The 19,057-nt window shown below is 25.8% G+C and carries 16 protein-coding genes; 7 read left to right on the plus strand and 9 right to left on the minus strand.

The features are described 5' to 3' along the window. Nucleotides 1–110: 110 nt before the first annotated feature. The 5 genes from BN6774_RS11120 to BN6774_RS11140 are packed head-to-tail and all read left to right on the plus strand — an operon-like array spanning nt 111 to nt 3,366. The gene (locus BN6774_RS11120) at nt 111–971 is read left to right on the plus strand and encodes an ABC transporter ATP-binding protein (RefSeq protein ID WP_066893606.1); all 861 of its coding nucleotides are present in this window, start codon (nt 111–113) and stop codon (nt 969–971) included. Further along, nucleotides 964–1,734, plus strand: coding sequence for a hypothetical protein (locus tag BN6774_RS11125; RefSeq protein WP_066893607.1), 771 nt, complete (start codon nt 964–966; stop codon nt 1,732–1,734). The genes BN6774_RS11120 and BN6774_RS11125 overlap by 8 nt, the downstream gene beginning before the upstream one ends. Next, a complete protein-coding gene (locus BN6774_RS11130; RefSeq protein WP_066893608.1) occupies nt 1,734–2,117 on the plus strand; it encodes a GntR family transcriptional regulator in 384 nt (127 codons plus the stop codon). The genes BN6774_RS11125 and BN6774_RS11130 overlap by 1 nt, the downstream gene beginning before the upstream one ends. Further along, nucleotides 2,114–2,833 carry an ABC transporter ATP-binding protein gene (locus BN6774_RS11135; RefSeq protein WP_066893611.1) on the plus strand — a complete coding sequence of 240 codons (720 nt, stop codon included), beginning with the start codon at nt 2,114–2,116 and terminating at the stop codon, nt 2,831–2,833. Before BN6774_RS11130 ends, BN6774_RS11135 begins: the two co-directional genes overlap by 4 nt. A 14-nt stretch (nt 2,834–2,847) precedes the next feature. After that, complete coding sequence (locus BN6774_RS11140) at nt 2,848–3,366, plus strand: hypothetical protein (RefSeq protein ID WP_066893613.1); 519 nt, start codon at nt 2,848–2,850, stop codon at nt 3,364–3,366. A 147-nt stretch (nt 3,367–3,513) separates the two neighbouring features. Here the strand turns inward: BN6774_RS11140 and BN6774_RS11145 are convergent, their stop codons facing one another. The 8 genes from BN6774_RS11145 to BN6774_RS11180 form a co-directional block, all read right to left on the minus strand. After that, a complete protein-coding gene (locus BN6774_RS11145) occupies nt 3,514–4,125 on the minus strand; it encodes a class I SAM-dependent DNA methyltransferase (RefSeq protein WP_066893615.1) in 612 nt (203 codons plus the stop codon). A 187-nt stretch (nt 4,126–4,312) separates the two neighbouring features. Beyond that, on the minus strand, nt 4,313–6,229 hold the full coding sequence (locus BN6774_RS11150; RefSeq protein WP_235829610.1) for an ABC transporter ATP-binding protein: 1,917 nt from the start codon (nt 6,227–6,229) through the stop codon (nt 4,313–4,315). Between the two features lies 1 nt (nt 6,230). Continuing rightward, nucleotides 6,231–7,967 (minus strand): ABC transporter ATP-binding protein, encoded by a 1,737-nt coding sequence (locus BN6774_RS11155; RefSeq protein WP_066893623.1) that lies wholly within the window; start codon nt 7,965–7,967, stop codon nt 6,231–6,233. 80 nt (nt 7,968–8,047) lie between these two features. Beyond that, entirely contained in the window at nt 8,048–8,479 is a 432-nt protein-coding gene (locus tag BN6774_RS11160; protein WP_066893625.1) for a MarR family winged helix-turn-helix transcriptional regulator, read from the minus strand. A 164-nt stretch (nt 8,480–8,643) separates the two neighbouring features. Then, nucleotides 8,644–8,838 carry a hypothetical protein gene (locus tag BN6774_RS11165; RefSeq protein WP_066893627.1) on the minus strand — a complete coding sequence of 65 codons (195 nt, stop codon included), beginning with the start codon at nt 8,836–8,838 and terminating at the stop codon, nt 8,644–8,646. A gap of 638 nt (nt 8,839–9,476) precedes the next feature. Beyond that, on the minus strand, nt 9,477–11,153 hold the full coding sequence (locus tag BN6774_RS11170) for a S8 family peptidase (protein ID WP_159426832.1): 1,677 nt from the start codon (nt 11,151–11,153) through the stop codon (nt 9,477–9,479). A gap of 29 nt (nt 11,154–11,182) precedes the next feature. After that, nucleotides 11,183–13,030 (minus strand): S8 family peptidase, encoded by a 1,848-nt coding sequence (locus tag BN6774_RS11175; RefSeq protein ID WP_066893632.1) that lies wholly within the window; start codon nt 13,028–13,030, stop codon nt 11,183–11,185. A gap of 184 nt (nt 13,031–13,214) precedes the next feature. Continuing rightward, a complete protein-coding gene (locus BN6774_RS11180) occupies nt 13,215–14,012 on the minus strand; it encodes a DUF368 domain-containing protein (protein ID WP_066893634.1) in 798 nt (265 codons plus the stop codon). 182 nt (nt 14,013–14,194) lie between these two features. Between BN6774_RS11180 and BN6774_RS11185 the strand changes: the two genes are divergently transcribed. Together BN6774_RS11185 and BN6774_RS11190 are read left to right on the plus strand one after the other, a co-directional pair. Continuing rightward, nucleotides 14,195–15,916 carry an ABC transporter ATP-binding protein gene (locus BN6774_RS11185; RefSeq protein ID WP_066893636.1) on the plus strand — a complete coding sequence of 574 codons (1,722 nt, stop codon included), beginning with the start codon at nt 14,195–14,197 and terminating at the stop codon, nt 15,914–15,916. Nucleotides 15,917–15,927: 11 nt separating this feature from the next. Continuing rightward, entirely contained in the window at nt 15,928–17,661 is a 1,734-nt protein-coding gene (locus BN6774_RS11190) for an ABC transporter ATP-binding protein (RefSeq protein ID WP_066893638.1), read from the plus strand. A 9-nt stretch (nt 17,662–17,670) separates the two neighbouring features. On the opposite strand, the gene BN6774_RS11195 is transcribed toward BN6774_RS11190, so the two are convergent. Further along, nucleotides 17,671–19,056 carry a HAMP domain-containing sensor histidine kinase gene (locus BN6774_RS11195; protein ID WP_066893640.1) on the minus strand — a complete coding sequence of 462 codons (1,386 nt, stop codon included), beginning with the start codon at nt 19,054–19,056 and terminating at the stop codon, nt 17,671–17,673. Between the last annotated feature and the right edge of the window lies 1 nt (nt 19,057).

Consider the following 19,057-nt stretch of genomic DNA (forward strand, 5'->3'; position numbering starts at 1 on the left):
ACCAAATTATAAATTTGAATCCAATTTCATATTGACATTAATTTTTATTATTTACATACTGTATATATAAATATAAACAGTATATACACTGTATGAGAGGAGTAACAATTATGACATACTTATTAGAAGTCAATAACTTAGAAAAAAAACTTGAAAATATCCATCTTAAATCTATAAGTATTAATTTAAATCCAGGTTATATTATGGGGTTAATAGGGGTAAATGGTTCTGGTAAAACTACACTTATTAAAACTATTCTTAATTTATATAAAAAAGATAGTGGCTCTATAAAAATCAATGGTATTTCTATGGAAACTAATGAAAAAGAAGCAAAAAATTTAATTGGATTTGTTCTTGATGAAAACATGTTTGAAGATTCAATTACAGTACTTAAAAATGCTAAATTATTTGGAAATCTTTATAGTAATTTTGACTTAAAATTATTTTACAAATTTTGTGAACGCTTTGATGTTCCTCTTAAAAAAAAGCTTGGAAAACTTTCCACTGGTTTAAAAACTAGATTTCAGTTAGCCTTTGCTTTATCTCATGATGCAAAACTCTTTATAATGGATGAGCCTTCTGCTGGATTAAATCCTAATTTTAGAAAAGATTTAATTAGCTGCATGCAAGAGATTGTTGAAGATGGAACAAGAAGTATTCTTTTTTCTACTCATATTACAGAGGATCTTGATAAAATAGGAGATTATATTGTACTTATTAATAATGGAGAAATATTTTTTTCATTAAATAAAGAAGAACTCTTAGAAAAATATCTAATTGTTAAGGGAACAAAAGAACAAATTGAAAACCTTAATTGCTCTCATATTATTTATAGAGAATATGGAGATTATCATAATTGCGCTTTTATTGAAAAAATTTTTTCTGATAATTACTCAGGCTTGGAAGTAAAAATGCCAGTTATTGAAGATATAATATATTATCTAGAAAAAGGAGGGTATCCTAATGTTTAAAATAGTTTTAAATGATTTACTTATAAATTTGAAAAAATCATGGATAACTATAATATTAAATTTAATATTATTTATATTTCTAAGTAATTATACTATAACCTTAACTTATTCTCTTACAAATGATCCTAATCTAAGAAATGAAGGAATTTCAAATTTTATAAGAAATGAAAGTATTATAAAGCAAATACTCCCTATTATTAATGGTTTTGCTGCATATATTTTATTAGGTATATTTAATAAAATACCTTTAAGATTTAGTAAAGCAATATTTGTTTGTGCTGCTGGAGAAAGGGATAAAATTAATTTTCTTTTATTACAACTATTAATAAAAATAGTATTTAGTTTTATATTTATTTTTTCATTATCATTTTTAATTGTAGGTAAATTTTTTAGTAATAATAGCTATTTATTAAATATTATTCAAATATTATTATGGCTCTTTATTATATTAGATATAAATTTGAAAATTGGTATAGGAGAAGAAGGCGCAAGAGAAAAAGATTCAGAAGGATATTTAATTTATTCTAAAGAAGAAATAGTAGTTAATTATTACTGGCCTTGTTTATTAATTTTAGAATTTGTTTTATTTTATACTCTCTACGCATTTGATATTAAATTAAATTTTTATACAGTTCTGATATGGATTATTGTATTTGTTATTAACTCATATATAACACTAAAATGTACATTACCTATTTTAAAAAAGTCTATTTCATTTGAAAACATATATAGACAAATACCTGATAAGAAAGAGGCTCATTAATGAATATTATTCTAGATTCTGAAAGCAATTTATCAATATATGAACAAATAATAAAATCTATAAAAAATTCAATTATAAATGAAGAAATTTTACCTAAAGATATGTTACCTTCTATTCGTTCACTTGCTAGAGATCTTCAAATAAGTGTTATTACTACAAAACGTGCTTACGATGAACTTGAAAAAGAAGGTCTTATTTATTCTGTTCCTGGTAAGGGGTTTTATGTAAAAGAACCTAATAGAGAAAAACTTAGAGAAGAACAACTCAGAAACTTTGAAATTGATTTTGAAAATTTAATTATTGAAGGAAAAAATCTAGGTCTTGAGCTTACTGATATGCAAGAAATATTAATAACATTATACGAAGGGAGTGTTTCAAAATGAGAAAAATTATAAAATGTGAAAATGTCAAAAAAATATATAAAGATTTTTCATTAAATGCAATTTCTTTATCAATAAAATCTGGATATCTTACTGGCCTTATTGGAGTAAATGGCGCTGGAAAAACTACACTTATAAATATTATAGCTGGTTTAGATGCTGATTTTGAAGGAAATATTTTTATTGATGGAATAGATGTTAAAAATAATACTGTAAAAGCAAAACAAGAGATAGGTTTAGTTTCAGAAGAACTTTCATTCTTTTTAGATAAAACTGCTTATGAAAATGGTTTATTACTTGGTTGTTATTATAATAATTGGAGTATGGAAAATTACTATATTTGGCTAGATAAAATGAATATTCCTAAAGGTCAACCATTATATCAATTTTCTAAAGGTATGAAAATGAAATTTCAAGTTAGCTTTGCAATGGCACATAAGCCTAAATTTCTTCTTTTAGATGAACCTACAGCTGGTTTTGATCCTGTTTTTAGAAGAGACTTCTTAAATATACTTCAAGATATTATAAATGAAGATATAGGAATTCTTATGTCCACACATATAACTAGTGATCTAGATAAGATAGCAGATTATATTATTGTAATTGAAAATGGTAATATTAAAATAAATGATACGAAAGAAGCTTTAGAAGATGATTTTAAAAGCCAAAAGATAGAAAGCTCATTAAATAAAAAATTTACTATTAGCGATTTACTCTAAAAGGAGATGAATAAATGGATTTTTTTAAAAATGAAAAAAATAGAATAAAATTTTATTATCAAAAATTATTATTAGGATTATTATTATTTTTATATTTTATCGTTCTTCAATCTAATGTTAGCACCCATAAAGTTATTTTTGGAAAAGGTCTTGATTCCATCCCCCTTCCTTTGATAAATCCCATACTACTTTTTGGTATAATAATACTAACAGCTTACCTAAACAATAAATTATTTTTTATTAAAGAACAAGGTGAAAAAATTTTTATTTTAAGAAAATATGATATTATCCCTTTAACTAAAAAAGATATGTATATTGCTAAATTCAAAATAATTATTAGTTATATAATAAGCTTTATATTAATGTCAATTGTACTTTATATTATCACAATGTTAATTAACTCTTATAAGGAAATATCCATTTTAAAGAATATTTTAGAAATATTTTTTGTTCTCATATTTTCAATTTTCACATTAATAATTTTTTTTGTTTTGAACCTAATACAAGATATTAAAAGTAAAAAAAAATCTTAAAACTAAAAATAAATATCTGAAGAGGCTATATAATATAACCTCTTCAGATATTTATTAAAATTTATGGATATTAATTGCTTTTAATTTTATTTTAAATTTATACTTATTTACGAGTATTTTAATTAAAAGCTAATTATTTTGTTATGTTTATATTTTTGCTATACACAAAAATAAAGAATATTGTATAAGTTTATCCTTTGTCTTCTTTTCTCCTCTAAAAACAGTTTCAAATTTAATTTTTTTAAATCTTTGTTTTTCTAATATGATTTTTAATGTTTCTCTATTAAATCCGTTATATCCTCTAAATTCTTCTTCATCCTTATGAAAACTACCATCATCTTCATCTAAATCTATAATAATTAAAATTCCATTCCTTTTTAGAATTTTATATATTTTACATAATTCCTTTTCAATATCTTCAATATGGTGAAAAACCATTGAACTATATATTAAGTCAAAATATTTATAAAATTCTTCTTTGTATACTGCCTCATTATTTATTAAATGTATATTATCTGCTTTATATTTCTCTATTTTTTCTTTTAATACTTTAAGCATTTCTTTAGAAATATCTGTACAGTATATTTCTTTTAATATCTCTCTTAGTTCCATAGTTATAAGGCCTGTTCCACAGCCTATTTCTAATGCTGTTATATCTTTTTTTAACTCAATATTCTTATAAATACTTTTAGCTAATAATTTTCCACGTTCTATTCTAATATCTGTATCCCATTTCCGTGCTAATTCATTAAAATACATAAAACACCCTCCTCTAATATATAATAATAACTTATAAAATATAATAAGATTAACAAATACTTCACTATTAATTATAATGTATTTACCATATTTTTTCTTTTTAATAGTAACAAATTTAATAATAAATCATAAAAATACACCTAATTAACTTTTATTAAAAATTAATTAGGTGTACAAAAATATTATATTATTCTAACTCAAAGGCACCTGTATATAACTGATAATACTTTCCTTTTTTCTCAATTAAATCTTCATGATTTCCACGTTCTATTATTCTTCCTTGTTCTAAAACCATTATTACGTCTGAATTCTTAACAGTAGAAAGTCTATGCGCAATTACAAATACGGTTCTACCTTCCATTAACTTATCCATACCTTCCTGTACTATTGCTTCAGTTCTAGTATCTATACTTGAAGTAGCTTCATCTAGTATTAATACAGGTGGATTAGCTATTGCTGCCCTTGCTATTGCTATAAGTTGTCTTTGTCCTTGAGATAAATTAGCTCCATCTCCTGTTATCATAGTATCATAACCATTAGGTAGATGTTTAATAAACATATCTGCATTAGCAAGTTTTGCTGCTTCATATACTTCTTCTTCAGTAGCATCTAACTTACCATATCTAATATTATCTGATATTGTTCCAGTAAATAAATGAGTATCTTGTAGAACTATACCAAGAGATCTTCTTAAATCATCTTTTTTAATTTTATTAATATTGATTCCATCATATCTAATTTTACCATCTTGAATATCATAGAACCTATTAATTAAATTAGTTATAGTTGTTTTTCCGGCTCCTGTTGCGCCTACAAAGGCCACTTTTTGCCCTGGTTTTGCAAAAAGTGTTATATTATGAAGTATAGTTTTCTTTTCATTATATCCAAAATCAACATCATCAAATACCATATCTCCAAGCATTCTAGTGTAAGTTATGCTTCCATCACTATGGGGATGCTTCCAAGCCCATAATCCTGTACGATCATTAACTTCTTCAATGTTTCCATCTTTATCTATTTTGGCATTAACTAATGTGACATATCCTTCATCTACTTCTTGCTTTTCATCTAGCATTTCAAATATTCTTTCTGCTCCTGCAAGTGCCATTATAACAGCATTAAATTGTTGTGACATTTGCCCAATAGGCTGATTTAATGTTCTTGTTAATTGTAAGAAGGATGCTAATGAACCAATTGTGAAGCCTCCTACTCCTCCTATTGCAAAAACTCCGCCAACTATAGCTGTTAAAACATAATTTATATATCCTAAGTTTCCCATAATAGGCATTAAAATATTAGCGAAGGTATTAGCTTTATCAGCACTATCACATAATGCTTCATTTAATTTATTAAAATTAATTTTACTTTCTTCTTCATGACAAAAGACTTTTACTACTTTTTGTCCTTCCATCATCTCTTCAATATAACCATTAAGCTTACCTAAATCTCTTTGTTGTTTGCCAAAGTACATAGCACTTTTTCCACCAATAGTTTTTATTGTTTTAAACATTACAAACATCATAAATATAGTAACTAATGTTAAAGGAATACTTAATATTATCATAGAAGCAAACACACTTATTATAGTAATTACTGATGAAATAAGTTGTGGTAAGCTTTGGCTTATCATTTGTCTTAATGTATCTGTATCGTTTGTATAAAGACTCATTATTTCCCCATGAGGGTGAGTATCAAAATAACCTATAGGTAATTTTTCCATGTGCTCAAACATATCATTTCTAATCTTTTTTAAGGTTCCTTGAGAAACAAAAATCATTGTTCTATTATACAAATAAGTCGATAATGTACCTACATAATATATAATAGCCATAATTCCTATAACCTTTAATAAAGGAGCAAAATTAGGGTTTGATTGACCTAAAAATGGTGTTATATAATCATCAATTAATGTTTTTAAAAATAGTGTACTTGCTACTGTTGCAAGAGAACTAACTAAAATTAATAAAATTACTAATATGAATTTAAATTTATATTCCTTAAATACATATCCTAAAAGCCTTTTTAATGTCTTCATAGGATTTTTACTTCCTCTTATAGGTGTTTTCCCCGGAGCTCCTGATCCACCTTTTCTTCCTTGTCCCATACTAGGCCTCATTTTTATCAGCTCCTTTCACTTGACATTCGTACACATCTTTATATATTTCATTAGTACTTAATAGTTCTTCATGAGTTCCAAAACCATCAATTTTTCCATCATTTAGAACTATAATTTTATCAGCTTCTTCAACTGAAGAAATTCTTTGTGCAATAATAATCTTTGTTACATTTGGTATAGACTCCTTAAATGACTTTCTAATTAAGGCATCTGTCTTTGTATCTACTGCACTGGTTGAATCATCAAGAATTAATATTTTAGGCTTTTTAAGCAAAGCTCTTGCAATAGTAAGTCTTTGCTTTTGTCCACCAGAAACATTAGTTCCACCTTGTTCTATATAAGTATCATATTTATCAGGTAAATTTTCAATAAACTCACTTGCTTGTGCAGCATTACATGCATCAATTATTTCTTCGTCAGTTGCTTCTTTATTACCCCATCTTAAATTTTCTTTTATTGTGCCTGAAAATAATACGTTTTTTTGTAAAACCATTGATACAGCATTTCTTAATGCTTCTATATCATACTCCCTAACATCAATTCCACCAACTTTTACTTTACCAGAAGTAACATCATAAAGTCTTGGAATTAGTTGAACAAAAGTAGATTTTGCACTTCCAGTCCCCCCTATTATTCCTATAGTTTCACCAGACTCTATTTTTAAATTAATATTCTCCAAATTTAAATTATCTTTATTATTACTATAGCTAAAATCTACATTATTAAATTCAATGGAACCATCTTTTACTTCAAAGATAGGATTTTCAGGATTTTTTAAATCACTTTCCTCATCCAAAACTTCTATTATTCTCTCAGCAGATGATTTAGCCATGGTAACCATAACTAATACCATCGATATCATCATAAGACTCATTAAAATATTTCCTGTGTATGTGAATAAACTCATAAGTTCTCCAGTTGTCATTTCATTAGAAACTATCATTTTAGCTCCAAACCAAGAAAATAAAAGAATAATTGTATAAGTTGTAAATTGCATTATTGGTGCGTTTAATACAATTAATTTTTCAGCTTTTAAAAACTTTTCATATAAATTTTGTGAAGCTTTATGAAACTTTCCTGTTTCATGTTCTTCTCTAACATACGCCTTTACCACTCTAATTCCGGTTAAATTTTCTTGAACACTGGCATTTAAATCATCGTACTTTCTAAATACATTTTTAAAAATAGGATGAGCATTAGAAATAACAAAGTAAAGGGAAATTGAAAGAAAAATTGTAGCGAAAAGAAAAATTAATGCCATTTTGGAATTAATATAAAAGCTCATAAACATTGCTGCTATAAGCATAAATGGTGCCCTTACCAAACTTCTAATAATCATAAGATAAGCATTTTGAACATTTGTAACATCTGTTGTTAATCTTGTTATTAATCCCGCTGTTGAAAATTTATCTATATTGGAAAATGAATAATCTTGTATTTTATTAAACATTCCTCTTCTTAAATTCTTTGCAAAACCTGTCGATGCCTTTGCCCCTGTTCTTCCTGCAGCAGCTCCAAAAGTTAAAGAAAAGAATGCCATAATCAGCATGCCTATTCCAACTATAGTTACATACTTCATATTTCCTTTTTCTATACCATTGTCTACTATCATAGCCATTAAAACTGGAATAATAACTTCTAGTATTACTTCAAAAGCTATAAATACAGGAGTTAAAATTGAATCTTTTTTATACTCCCTAATATAGCTAGCTAATTTTTTTATCATACTATTCCTCCTTTTGTATATATTTTTAGAATTAATCATTATTTTTTTGTTAGGTTTCTAACAAAAAATTTAAATAAAAACTAATCACTTATTTTTTTAGTTAATTTTTCTAAAGTATTTATAAAATTTTGTAGTTCTTCTTCTGATAATGTTTCTTCTATAAGTTCTTCAATTTTTTCTATTTCTTTATAAACTAATTTATGAATCTCCATTCCTTTGTCTGTCATAATGATCTTTTTAAGTCTTGCATCTTCAGATACGCTTACTCTTTTTATAAGTTCATTTTTTTCCATTAATGTAAGAACACTAGTTACAGAAGAACGTCTAACATCAAATTCTTCTTCAATAGTCTTTTGAAATATATCCTTTTTAGAAGAATTATTATGTATAAATCCTAAAATTTTTGCTTGCATGGTACTAATTCCATACTCTAGCCCAACTTTTCCTATTCTTCTTTTTATCTTATGTGATAGTATATTTATTTTTCTTCCAACATGTTTAATTTCATTCATTTTTCTCACCACTTTTGTTAGACTTCTAACCAATTATATCTCTTATTTTATTTATAGTCAATAAACTGATATTCCTTTACAATAAATTTCTATTAAATTTTTTTAAATTTTATAAAAATATAAAGATAGGAAAACCTACCCTTATATTTTGCATATTAATTTAATTAATTCCTTACTAAAGATAATATGAAATTCAAAAAATTTCTTCTTTTATTATAATTTAAATTATAAATATCTCTTTTTATTTGAAGTGAGTTTACCCCTTCATCTTTACAATATCTTTCAAACTCCATATTTTTAATTCTAATTTTTTTTGTATTGCTAAATTCTCCGCCAATTAACATATAAAATTTTTCCATTTCTATTCCTCCAGTTTACTTCATTAAATTTGTTTTTTGATTTTCTAAAATTACTCATAATACAGTATCCTCCTTTATTTTATTTTTATATAAAAACAACCTTGGTTTCCCAAGGTCGTAAGTTATAACTTTATTACTATAAAAAAGCACAAAAAAAAACCATGAGTATAATAACTCATAGTTACTAATTCAAAAATTATATTTTCTTTAAAAAATATAAACTTCCTTAATTGGTAGAGTTATTAATAAAATATTATCTTTATTAAATTTTATTTCTTTTATTATTAAATTAAACATACCTCTACCTCCTTAAATTTATATTCTACTACTTTATTAGTATATGACTTTATCCATGATTTGTAAATACTTATTTATTGTTTTTTCTAATTTATTACAATCTTCTTAAATAACTACAAATAATCAAATTAATATAATAACCTATATATTTCTTAAAATGAAAAATCACCTTATTTTAAATAAAGTGATTTTTCATTTTAAAAGGATAAGTATGTTAGCTAAATATATGGTTAAATAGCTTTCAAATAAATATTATCATTTCACTATTATAATTATATTAAATCTATGTTAAATATTTTTAAGATTAGTTAAATTAATTTATGCCTCTTTTATTCATATATTTACATCATATTCCTAAAAATAGCTGCTATATCTAATATACCATATCCCCATTGAGGATTAGGATAAATATCTCCTTTTCTTTCATAAGTTCCTCTATCTAAATAAGACTTTAATGTCTGTCCAAAAAGATAAGGATTATTTCCTTTAACTATTCCCCATTCAAATAATAAGGCACAAACTCCTGCCACTATAGCTGCTGAAACAGCTGTTCCACTAACAATTGCTATCTTATTATTGGGAGCTATAGTTAAAACATTAACTCCTGCAGCTGCAACATCAACTCTGTCTATATAGTCTGTTAAGCTTGCTACACCAGAAAAATTTACTATGTTATTGTTTCTTTCATTATATGCTGCAACTGTAATTAAATATCTAGAATTTGCTGGATTTGTAATAGTGTTATATGGATCAAAGGGGCTAAATCTAGTGTTTCCTAGAGTTATACCTTTTTGAGGTAACCATGCGTCAAAGGTACCATCCATTATTAAATCACCTGTTAATCTAAATTGCCATATTCCTGGAATTAAATCATAAAATACTACTCTAATTAGCTCATCTCCTGATGTAATTTCAGGAATAAAATACATTATTTCTATTTTAGTATCTTCTAACACATATTTATATATACTAGAATAGTTCTTTAAAGAAGGGATTAATCCAGTACTTTCACCTGATGGAGATATGACTTCTAAAGTCATAAAATTAGGTAAATCAACCCAAATTTCTACTGATAAAAACTTTTGTTTTTCATCTACATCTAATTGAATTACTTTTTTACCACCAACTTCATTTATTATTCCTGATGCATGCCCCCCATTAGCTCCTTCGTTTCCAGTTCCACTTACTATAACTATACCAATGCTAATTGCAATGGACTCAATAAACTCCTCTAGCACACCATTCCCCTTATGATTCCCTGAATTAGTTCCTAAAGGAAATAAAACCACTATAGGTTTATTATATATTAATTTATAATCGTATATAAATTTTAAAGCAATATATACAGTGGGTAAATTATATATAGGAATATCTATTCCATACTCTATTTTAAATTGTTCTGCTTCTCTTAACTTTATCACAATGAATTTGCACTTATTTGCTATTCCGGTAAAATTTATTTTTTTATCCTCTCCTCCAACTATTGCAGCTAAACCTGTTCCATGTCCATCCAAATCTTTGCTTGGAACTATTTCATATGGATTACCACCATTTTTAAATGAATCTAAATCATTATTTATCATTTCATTTGTATATACACTACCATATGGTACTTCAATTTCTTGCTTCTTCCCATTGGAAGGAATGGTTTGATCCCAAATAAACTCTATTCTACTCTTTCCATTTTCATCAATAAAAACATTTGATAAATAATCTATACCCGTTCCTATAATAGTAACAACTGTTCCTTCACCACTTAATTCTATAGGCGATTCTATTCTTATAATGTTTTCTTTATATTCTGGCATTAATTTTATATCTTGCAAAGTAAATAGTTCTGGGTAAAATACATTTATAATACTATTAAATTTTGTATATATTAAATCTAAATCTATAGTGTTTATTGCAGATACTAAAGCGTATCTATTATCTATTAAATATACGTATATTCCTTCTATACTTTCTAATTCACTTTTTATATCACCTTTATACCATGTATTGCCTATAATTTTTATCAATAAAATATTTATCAGAAACCTTATTAACATTAATATTTTCCATGATTTTCTCCTTTAAAATATTGGGGAAGTCTTACAAATAATTTTCCAACATAGTACTCATAAAAACTTTCCCTTATATTTTCTTCTATAACTTCCCCTCTACTATAATTTTCGTATATTCCACCAATAAATTTGAAGGTTCCAAAAATATCAAGCATTCCATAACCTAACTCTTTACTAGGATAAGAGATTTCTCTTCTCCTTTTTGCTCCATATATTAAATATGCTCTTACCTTTATAGAGTTCATTTTCAAATCATTTTTGTCTATAATTCCCCATTGTAATAAAAGACAACATGCTCCTACAGTTATTGCGGTAGCGGCAGAACTTCCTGAAAAAGTACTTTCTCCTCCCAGTGGTTTTGTAGTTAATATATTTATACCAGCTGTTACTACATCTGGATTTATTAAATTGTTTAAATTAAAACCCCTTCCTGATTCGGATATACTAGAGTTCTTTTCATTATTATAATATGCTACAGTTAATACATTTCTTGCAGTTGATGGAATTGTTAGTGTTATATATGGATCTGGTTCTAAAAAAAATGTGCCTTCTGGCAAAAACTCTTGTGGTGGAAGCCATATATCATATCGGCCATCTACTATATAATCGCCTTTTAAATTAATCCGCCATACTCCGGGAACTATATTTCTTAATACCACAACAAAAGCTTGATGACCAGTGAAAAATTCTGGTATAAAATTATATAATTCTAATGTTGTATTACTAAGAACAAACTTAATTTCTTCAGATCCCTTCTTTTTGGCTGGTACATATTTAGACTCTTCTCCTTCTGGAGATACTATATTGATTGATACAGTATTAGGTCTGTGTACCCAAATATAAAAAGATAAATATTTCATTATTTTTGATACCTTTAATTCTATACTTTTTACATCATTTGAATTTCTAATATACCCTGATGTATGCCCATTTGCTGCTCCTTCATTTCCTGTTCCTGCAACAAAAACAATTCCTACATTAGTAGCTACATCTGTAATGTACCTTGATAAAAGCCCATTTCCATCATGACTTCCTTCTGTAGTGCCAACTCCAAGACAAATAATCATTGGTTTACCTGTTTTCGTAGCATATTTTTTAAGAAAATCTATACCAGCTAATATTTCAGAGGAATTATATAAAACTTTATCTTGAAGATTATTTTCTCTTAGTATTCTTTTTAAGCTTGCTGATTCTGAAAGTTTTACTACTACAAATTCACAATCTGGTGCTATACCTTTAACATTTTTATTATACCCACGTGCCCCTATAATACTTGCCATTTGAGTTCCATGCCCATTGGTATCTTTACTTTTGACTATGCTATAGGGATCTCCATTATTTTTATATGAATTAATAGCTTTATTTATATCTTCCTCTTTAAATACTTCTCCAATATATACTTCATTGCTTTTGCTATCTTTAATTGTTTGGTCCCATATTTCTAAAACTCTAGTCTTTCCATCTTCTTTAAGGAATTCTTCGTTAAGATAATCAATTCCAGTATCTACAAGCCCAACTAATACTCCCTTACCAGTTAAATTTAAATATGGATTTTGCTTAATTGAATATATTTCATCTACATCATTTAGTGATACGCTTTGCAAAACATAGACACTTCTAGGTTCTAAAAAAACAATACTTTTTACTTCATTTATTAATCTATCCAAATTATTAAATTCTACTGAAATTACACCAATTCTTTCTGTAATTATATCTCCACAAGCATAATCAATTTTAGACATTTCTTCTATAAATCCTGAACTATATTCAACTAAAAAGTTTTGTGAATTTTCATCATAATAAAGATTCTTACACTTTTGACCAGTAGTCATAATTTACCTCTTAAACTCTTTATATATTAATATAGATATTTAAATATTAGTAAAAGATTCTAAGTATTTTTATTAAATAAAAAAGTACCTATTAATTTAGTTATAACTTTAATATTAAAATTATAACTAAATTAATAGGTACTTCTAAAAATAAATACCTAATTTATCATCAATCTATCTAATTTTATTCATTTCTACTTATATAATATGTAAATACAAAACCAATTACTCCAAGCAAAACTCCTATAAGACTCTTTATTCCGTCAACTCCTGGAAATACAGAAAATACAGAACCAAGTATAAATCCAAAAATCAGTATATAAGTTTGCTCTGGATATTTAATTAATAACATTTCAATTATTCTTGCAGTTAAAAGTGTTCCGAAAATTCCACCTAGAACAATTGGTATTAGTATCGGTACATTAAATTGAACAACAGCTGTTATTACGGTATTATAAAGCCCCAATATGTAGAGCATAAATGATCCACTTATGCCAGGTAAAATAAGAGCTATAGCAACTACCATTCCTCCAATAAATAACCATATAAAATTAACAAAACTTAATGAAGTTACTATTGATGAGGCATCATTATTAGGTGTTCCCATCATTAATACAACAATTATACCTACTATTAAATAAAGAATACTCTTTTTATTAAATCCTTTTACAGTAGCCTTTTTAAACATAAGTGGTGCTCCACCTAAAATTACTCCAATAAATAAATAACCTATAGGAATAGGATAATTATCAAATAAGTTTTTTACTATATTGCTAAATAAAAAAATACCTACTACTGCACCAATACCTACTTGTAATAAAATTTTATATTGATTCTTAAAGTCTTTTAAAATATTATTAATTGCATGTAAAAGTTTATCATAAATTCCTAGAATCATGGCTATAGTTCCACCACTAACTCCAGGAACTATTTGAGATATACTTATTGCTAATCCTTTAAAAAAATTCTTTAAAAACTCCATTTCTATACTCCTAATGTAAATATTATGATTTTCATATATTATCATAATTTAATTTTAAAAGTCAAAGCATTACTAAAATCTTAAGATATTCTTTATTATTGTACTAAAAGATATTTTTTAATTCATTATATTTAGTGATATAATGATAATTATTATAAAATTTGCAAAAAGGACTGATTTAATTGTTAAAACTTATTTACTTTATGAAAGATTATAAAAAAGAAGCAATACTTGGTCCAATATTTAAATTAATTGAAGCTATATTAGAATTATTTGTCCCAATTGTTATGGCTAAAATTATTGATATTGGCGTTCAAAATAAGGATATTAATTATGTTTTTAAAATGGGAGGCGTATTAATCCTTTTAGGGGCTGTGGGACTAGCTTTTGCTCTTATTTGCCAGTACTATGCTTCTATTGCTTCACAGGGTGCTGGAACTTCAATTAGAAGTAAGTTGTATAAACATATAAACAATCTTTCTTATACAGAAATTGATGAAATAGGAACACCAACTCTTATAACACGATTAATTAATGATATTAATCAAATACAAACTGGAATAGCCATGCTAATAAGACTTGGAACAAGAAGCCCTTTTATAATTATTGGCTCTACAATTATGGCTATATCAATTGATTTAAAGCTCTCAATAATCTTCTTAATAACTACTCCCTTAATTGCATTAGTTATTTATTTAGTTATGAGTAAATCTCTCCCACTATATAAAGTTATTCAAGGAAAATTAGATAATTTATCTTTAATTACAAGAGAAAACCTAGAAGGTTCAAGAGTTATTAAAGCTTTTTCAAAAGAAGACAATGAAAAAGAGAGGTTTAAAATTGCTACTAGTGGACTTTCTAACACTTCAATTAATGTTGGTAAAATTTCTGCACTTCTTAATCCAATTACATATATGATTATGAATGTAGCTATAATTGCTATATTATGGTATGGAGGAATTAGAGTTAATATAGGTTCATTAACTCAAGGTGAAGTAATTGCTTTTATTAATTACATAACTCAAATATTACTTTCTTTAATTGTATTTTCTCAATTAATTGTAACTTTAACAAAAGGTGCAACTTCAGCAAATAGAGTTTTAGAAATAATGAATATTTCACCTACAATTATTGATAATAAACTTAGTAATGAATATACTTGTAAAAATAATGATGCTTTAATTGAATTTAAAGATGTTTCTTTTTCTTACAAGGATTCAAATGAATATTCTTTAAAAGATATTAATTTAATAATGAACAAAAATGAAACAATTGGAATAATTGGTGGAACTGGTTCAGGGAAAACTACTTTAATTAATTTAATTCCTAGATTTTATGATACTAGCAAAGGACAAGTTCTCGTTAAAGGAATAGATACTAAAAACTATAAGTTAAAGGATCTTAGAAATTTAATAAGAATAGTTCCCCAAAAAGCTGTACTATTTAAAGGTACTATTTTAGATAATTTAAAATGGGGAAAGGAAGATGCTACTACTTATGAAATTAACGAAGCATTAGAAATATCTCAGTCTAAATCCTTTATAGAAACTTTGCCTGAAGGAATTTATTCAAAAGTTTTACAGGGTGGTAAAAATTTTTCAGGTGGACAAAAACAAAGGCTTACTATTGCTAGAGCTTTAATTTCAAAACCAGAAATTTTAATTTTAGATGATAGTTCAAGTGCTCTTGATTTTGCAACAGATGCAGCTTTAAGAAAAGCATTAAAAGAAAAAACTAAGGAAACTACAGTACTTATAGTATCTCAAAGAGCTAGTAGTATAAAAAATGCTGATAAAATAATAGTTTTAGATAATGGTGAAATAGCTGGAATAGGAACTCATGATTATCTTCTTGAAAATTGCGAAGTATATAATGAAATATATTCTTCTCAATTAAATAATTAGGAGGTGATTCTTTGAATACTAAAATAATAAAAAGAATTTTAAATTATACAAAGCCTTATAAAAAGTTTATTATAATAGCATTTATTAGCGCTATTATTAATGTAAGTTTAACTTTATTAACTCCTATATTAATAGGTAATGGAGTTGATCTTATTGTAGGAAAAGATAATGTTAATTTTGATAACCTTATAAAAATATTAATTTTATTATTACTAACTATAATTTTTTCTGCATTATTTCAACTAATTATGACAAGATGTACTAATATAGTAAGCTATAAAACTATTAAAGATTTAAGAATAGATGTATTTAATAAATTAAATGAATTACCTCTTAAATATATAGATGCTAATGCTCATGGGTCAATTATTAATGGAGTCATAAATGATATTGAAATAGTATCTGATGGATTGCTACAAGGTTTTTCACAGCTTTTCACTGGTGTTATAACTATATTAGGAACTTTAATATTTATGCTTTCAATTAATGTTAAAATTGCTTTATTAGTAGTTATAATTACTCCTTTATCATTATTTACTGCCTCTACAATTGCTAAGCGTTGTCACTCAATGTTTAGAAAACAATCAGAGGTTCGTAGTGAATTAACTGGTTATGTTGAAGAAATGATAGGAAATCAAAAGGTTGTAAAGGCTTTTTCTTATGAAGATAGATCTTTAGAAAATTTTGAACTAATCAATAAAAAGCTCTATAAATATGGACAAAAAGCACAATTTTACTCTGCTATTACAAACCCAGTAACTCGATTTGTAAATGGAATAGTTTATGCTGCTGTTGGTATTGTAGGTGCCTTAAGTGCAATTAACGGTAATTTATCAATAGGTAACCTTTCTGCCTTTTTAAGCTATGCAAATCAATATACTAAACCTTTTAATGAAATTTCTGGAGTTATTACTGAATTACAAGCAGCCTTTGCTTCTGCTAATAGAGTCTTTAAAATACTTGATGAAACTCCTGAAATTCAAGATAAGGATAATGCTATTAATTTAGAGTCCTGTGAAGGCTCTGTAAGCATAGAAAATCTTTGTTTTTCTTACAATGAAGATAAACCATTAATTGATAACTTTAATTTAAAGGTTAATCCTGGTGAAAGAATTGCAATAGTTGGTCCTACTGGCTGTGGAAAAACTACTTTAATTAATTTACTTATGAGGTTTTACAATATAAATTCTGGTGAAATAAAAATTGACAATATTAATGTAGATAATATAACTAGAAAAAGTACTAGAGGTCTTTATGGAATGGTTCTTCAAGACACTTGGCTTTTCTCTGGAACTGTAAAAGATAATATAGCTTATGGAAAAGAAGATGCTACCTTAGAAGAAGTTATTGAAGCTGCAAAAGCTGCCCATGCTCATAAGTTCATTACTAGGTTACCTAAAGGTTACGATACTGTACTTTCAGAGGACAGTTCTTTATCTCAGGGTCAAAAACAACTTTTATGTATAGCAAGAGTTATGCTTTCTAAACCACCTATGTTAATATTGGATGAAGCAACAAGTAGTATAGATACACGTACTGAAATCTATATTCAAAAAGCATTTAATAAATTAATGGAAGGAAGAACTTCATTTATTGTTGCTCATAGACTTTCCACTATTAAAGAGGCTGATTTAATTTTAGTTATGAAAGATGGAAAAATCATAGAACAAGGAAATCACAAAGAATTATTAAAGAAAAATGGTTTCTATTCAAATTTATATAATAGTCAATTTGCTACAACATAAAAGAGTTGCCTATGGCAACTCTTTTTTTAGTATTAACTCAAACTTAATGTATTCTTCTATAATTTCATATGATAAATTCCAGTTATTTTCTTTAGCTAATTCATTACATAGGTATAATCCTAAACCAGAACTACTTACTTCTTTACTTATATTAATGAAGCTATTATGCTTAATAAATGGTTCAAATAATCTATCCTTAATTTCTTCTGGAATATTTAAAACTTCATTTTTTATAGTTAATTTTATATTATCATCTTCTTCAAACAACTTTATTTCTATTTTTTCTGAGGAAGCATATTTAATGCTATTGTCTAATAAATTCATAAATATCTGCTCCAAGTCTTCAAAAACTCCATAGTAATTTATTTCTTCTAATTCATTTTTTATATCTAAATTTTTATTATTAATTCTTAATTCAAAATCCTCTTCTACTTCTTCTATTATTTCTTTAATAGAAAAAGTACTCTTAAATTTATTTTTATTAATTTTACCTCTTGAAGCTTCTAACATTTTTTCAACTAAGTTTTTTATTTTTTCACATTCTAAAACTATCCTACTACTTGCCCTACTTATAAAATCATCATCCATTTCCTTAATATTATTATCTCTAAATATTTGAGAATAAAGAGATATTGAAGTAATTGGTGTTTTAAGTTCGTGAGTTGCATTATTAAAGAATTCTCTTAATACCTTATCTTGAGATATTAGTTTATTCTTCATCAAATTATAGGTTTTAGCTAAATCTGAAATTTCATCTTTAGAATTTATTTCTATATCCTCTATTTCCTGCCCTAATTTAAATTCCTTCATAGAGGTTTTTAAATCATTTAATGGCTTTATAGATTTATTAATTATTAAGGATATAGTTAATATTAAAGCTATTACTACAAATGCTTGTCCTAAAATTATAATTAAAACAGTTTTTATCATCTCTCTATATTTATAAGAATAGTCTTTTTGTATTACCAAATTTGCAATAAAAGCATCCTTAATATAAATTGGATAATTATATGTTATAAAATAAGAGTTATTTATATATTTGAATTTAATTATTGATTTAATATTATTACTTTCAGTTAGAATATTATAAATTTCTTTATCATTTATAAGCTTGCCAACTGATTGATTTATTTTTCTATTTTCATTTGAAAAACCAACATAGTCTTGTATAATTTCATTTATTGGAGAAAGACTTTTCCAAATCGGCTCTTCCATTATTTCATTTTGGTTTACTATACTTAATGCTGCTATTTTTATATTATTCATTTCTTGTATAATACTATTTTTAAAAGAATTATTTAAATATATAGATATAAAAACAGTAAATATTATATTTATAACTAAAACAGAAACCATGCTCCCTTTTAATAACTTTCCTTTTAAGGTTTTATCCAAT

It is taken from the genome of Clostridium nigeriense (assembly GCF_900086595.1).
Taxonomy (GTDB): Bacteria; Bacillota; Clostridia; order Clostridiales; family Clostridiaceae; genus Clostridium; species Clostridium nigeriense.

Excerpts from the sequence above, each read along its gene's own strand:
- BN6774_RS11155 (WP_066893623.1), bottom strand. The coding sequence starts at position 7,967 with ATGATAAAAAAATTAGCTAGCTATATTAGGGAGTATAAAAAAGATTCA.
- BN6774_RS11130 (WP_066893608.1), top strand. The coding sequence starts at position 1,734 with ATGAATATTATTCTAGATTCTGAAAGCAATTTATCAATATATGAACAA.
- BN6774_RS11160 (WP_066893625.1), bottom strand. The coding sequence starts at position 8,479 with ATGAATGAAATTAAACATGTTGGAAGAAAAATAAATATACTATCACAT.
- BN6774_RS11140 (WP_066893613.1), top strand. The coding sequence starts at position 2,848 with ATGGATTTTTTTAAAAATGAAAAAAATAGAATAAAATTTTATTATCAA.
- BN6774_RS11145 (WP_066893615.1), bottom strand. The coding sequence starts at position 4,125 with ATGTATTTTAATGAATTAGCACGGAAATGGGATACAGATATTAGAATA.
- BN6774_RS11135 (WP_066893611.1), top strand. The coding sequence starts at position 2,114 with ATGAGAAAAATTATAAAATGTGAAAATGTCAAAAAAATATATAAAGAT.
- BN6774_RS11180 (WP_066893634.1), bottom strand. The coding sequence starts at position 14,012 with ATGGAGTTTTTAAAGAATTTTTTTAAAGGATTAGCAATAAGTATATCT.
- BN6774_RS11125 (WP_066893607.1), top strand. The coding sequence starts at position 964 with ATGTTTAAAATAGTTTTAAATGATTTACTTATAAATTTGAAAAAATCA.
- BN6774_RS11165 (WP_066893627.1), bottom strand. The coding sequence starts at position 8,838 with ATGGAAAAATTTTATATGTTAATTGGCGGAGAATTTAGCAATACAAAA.
- BN6774_RS11150 (WP_235829610.1), bottom strand. The coding sequence starts at position 6,229 with ATGGGACAAGGAAGAAAAGGTGGATCAGGAGCTCCGGGGAAAACACCT.
- BN6774_RS11175 (WP_066893632.1), bottom strand. The coding sequence starts at position 13,030 with ATGACTACTGGTCAAAAGTGTAAGAATCTTTATTATGATGAAAATTCA.
- BN6774_RS11120 (WP_066893606.1), top strand. The coding sequence starts at position 111 with ATGACATACTTATTAGAAGTCAATAACTTAGAAAAAAAACTTGAAAAT.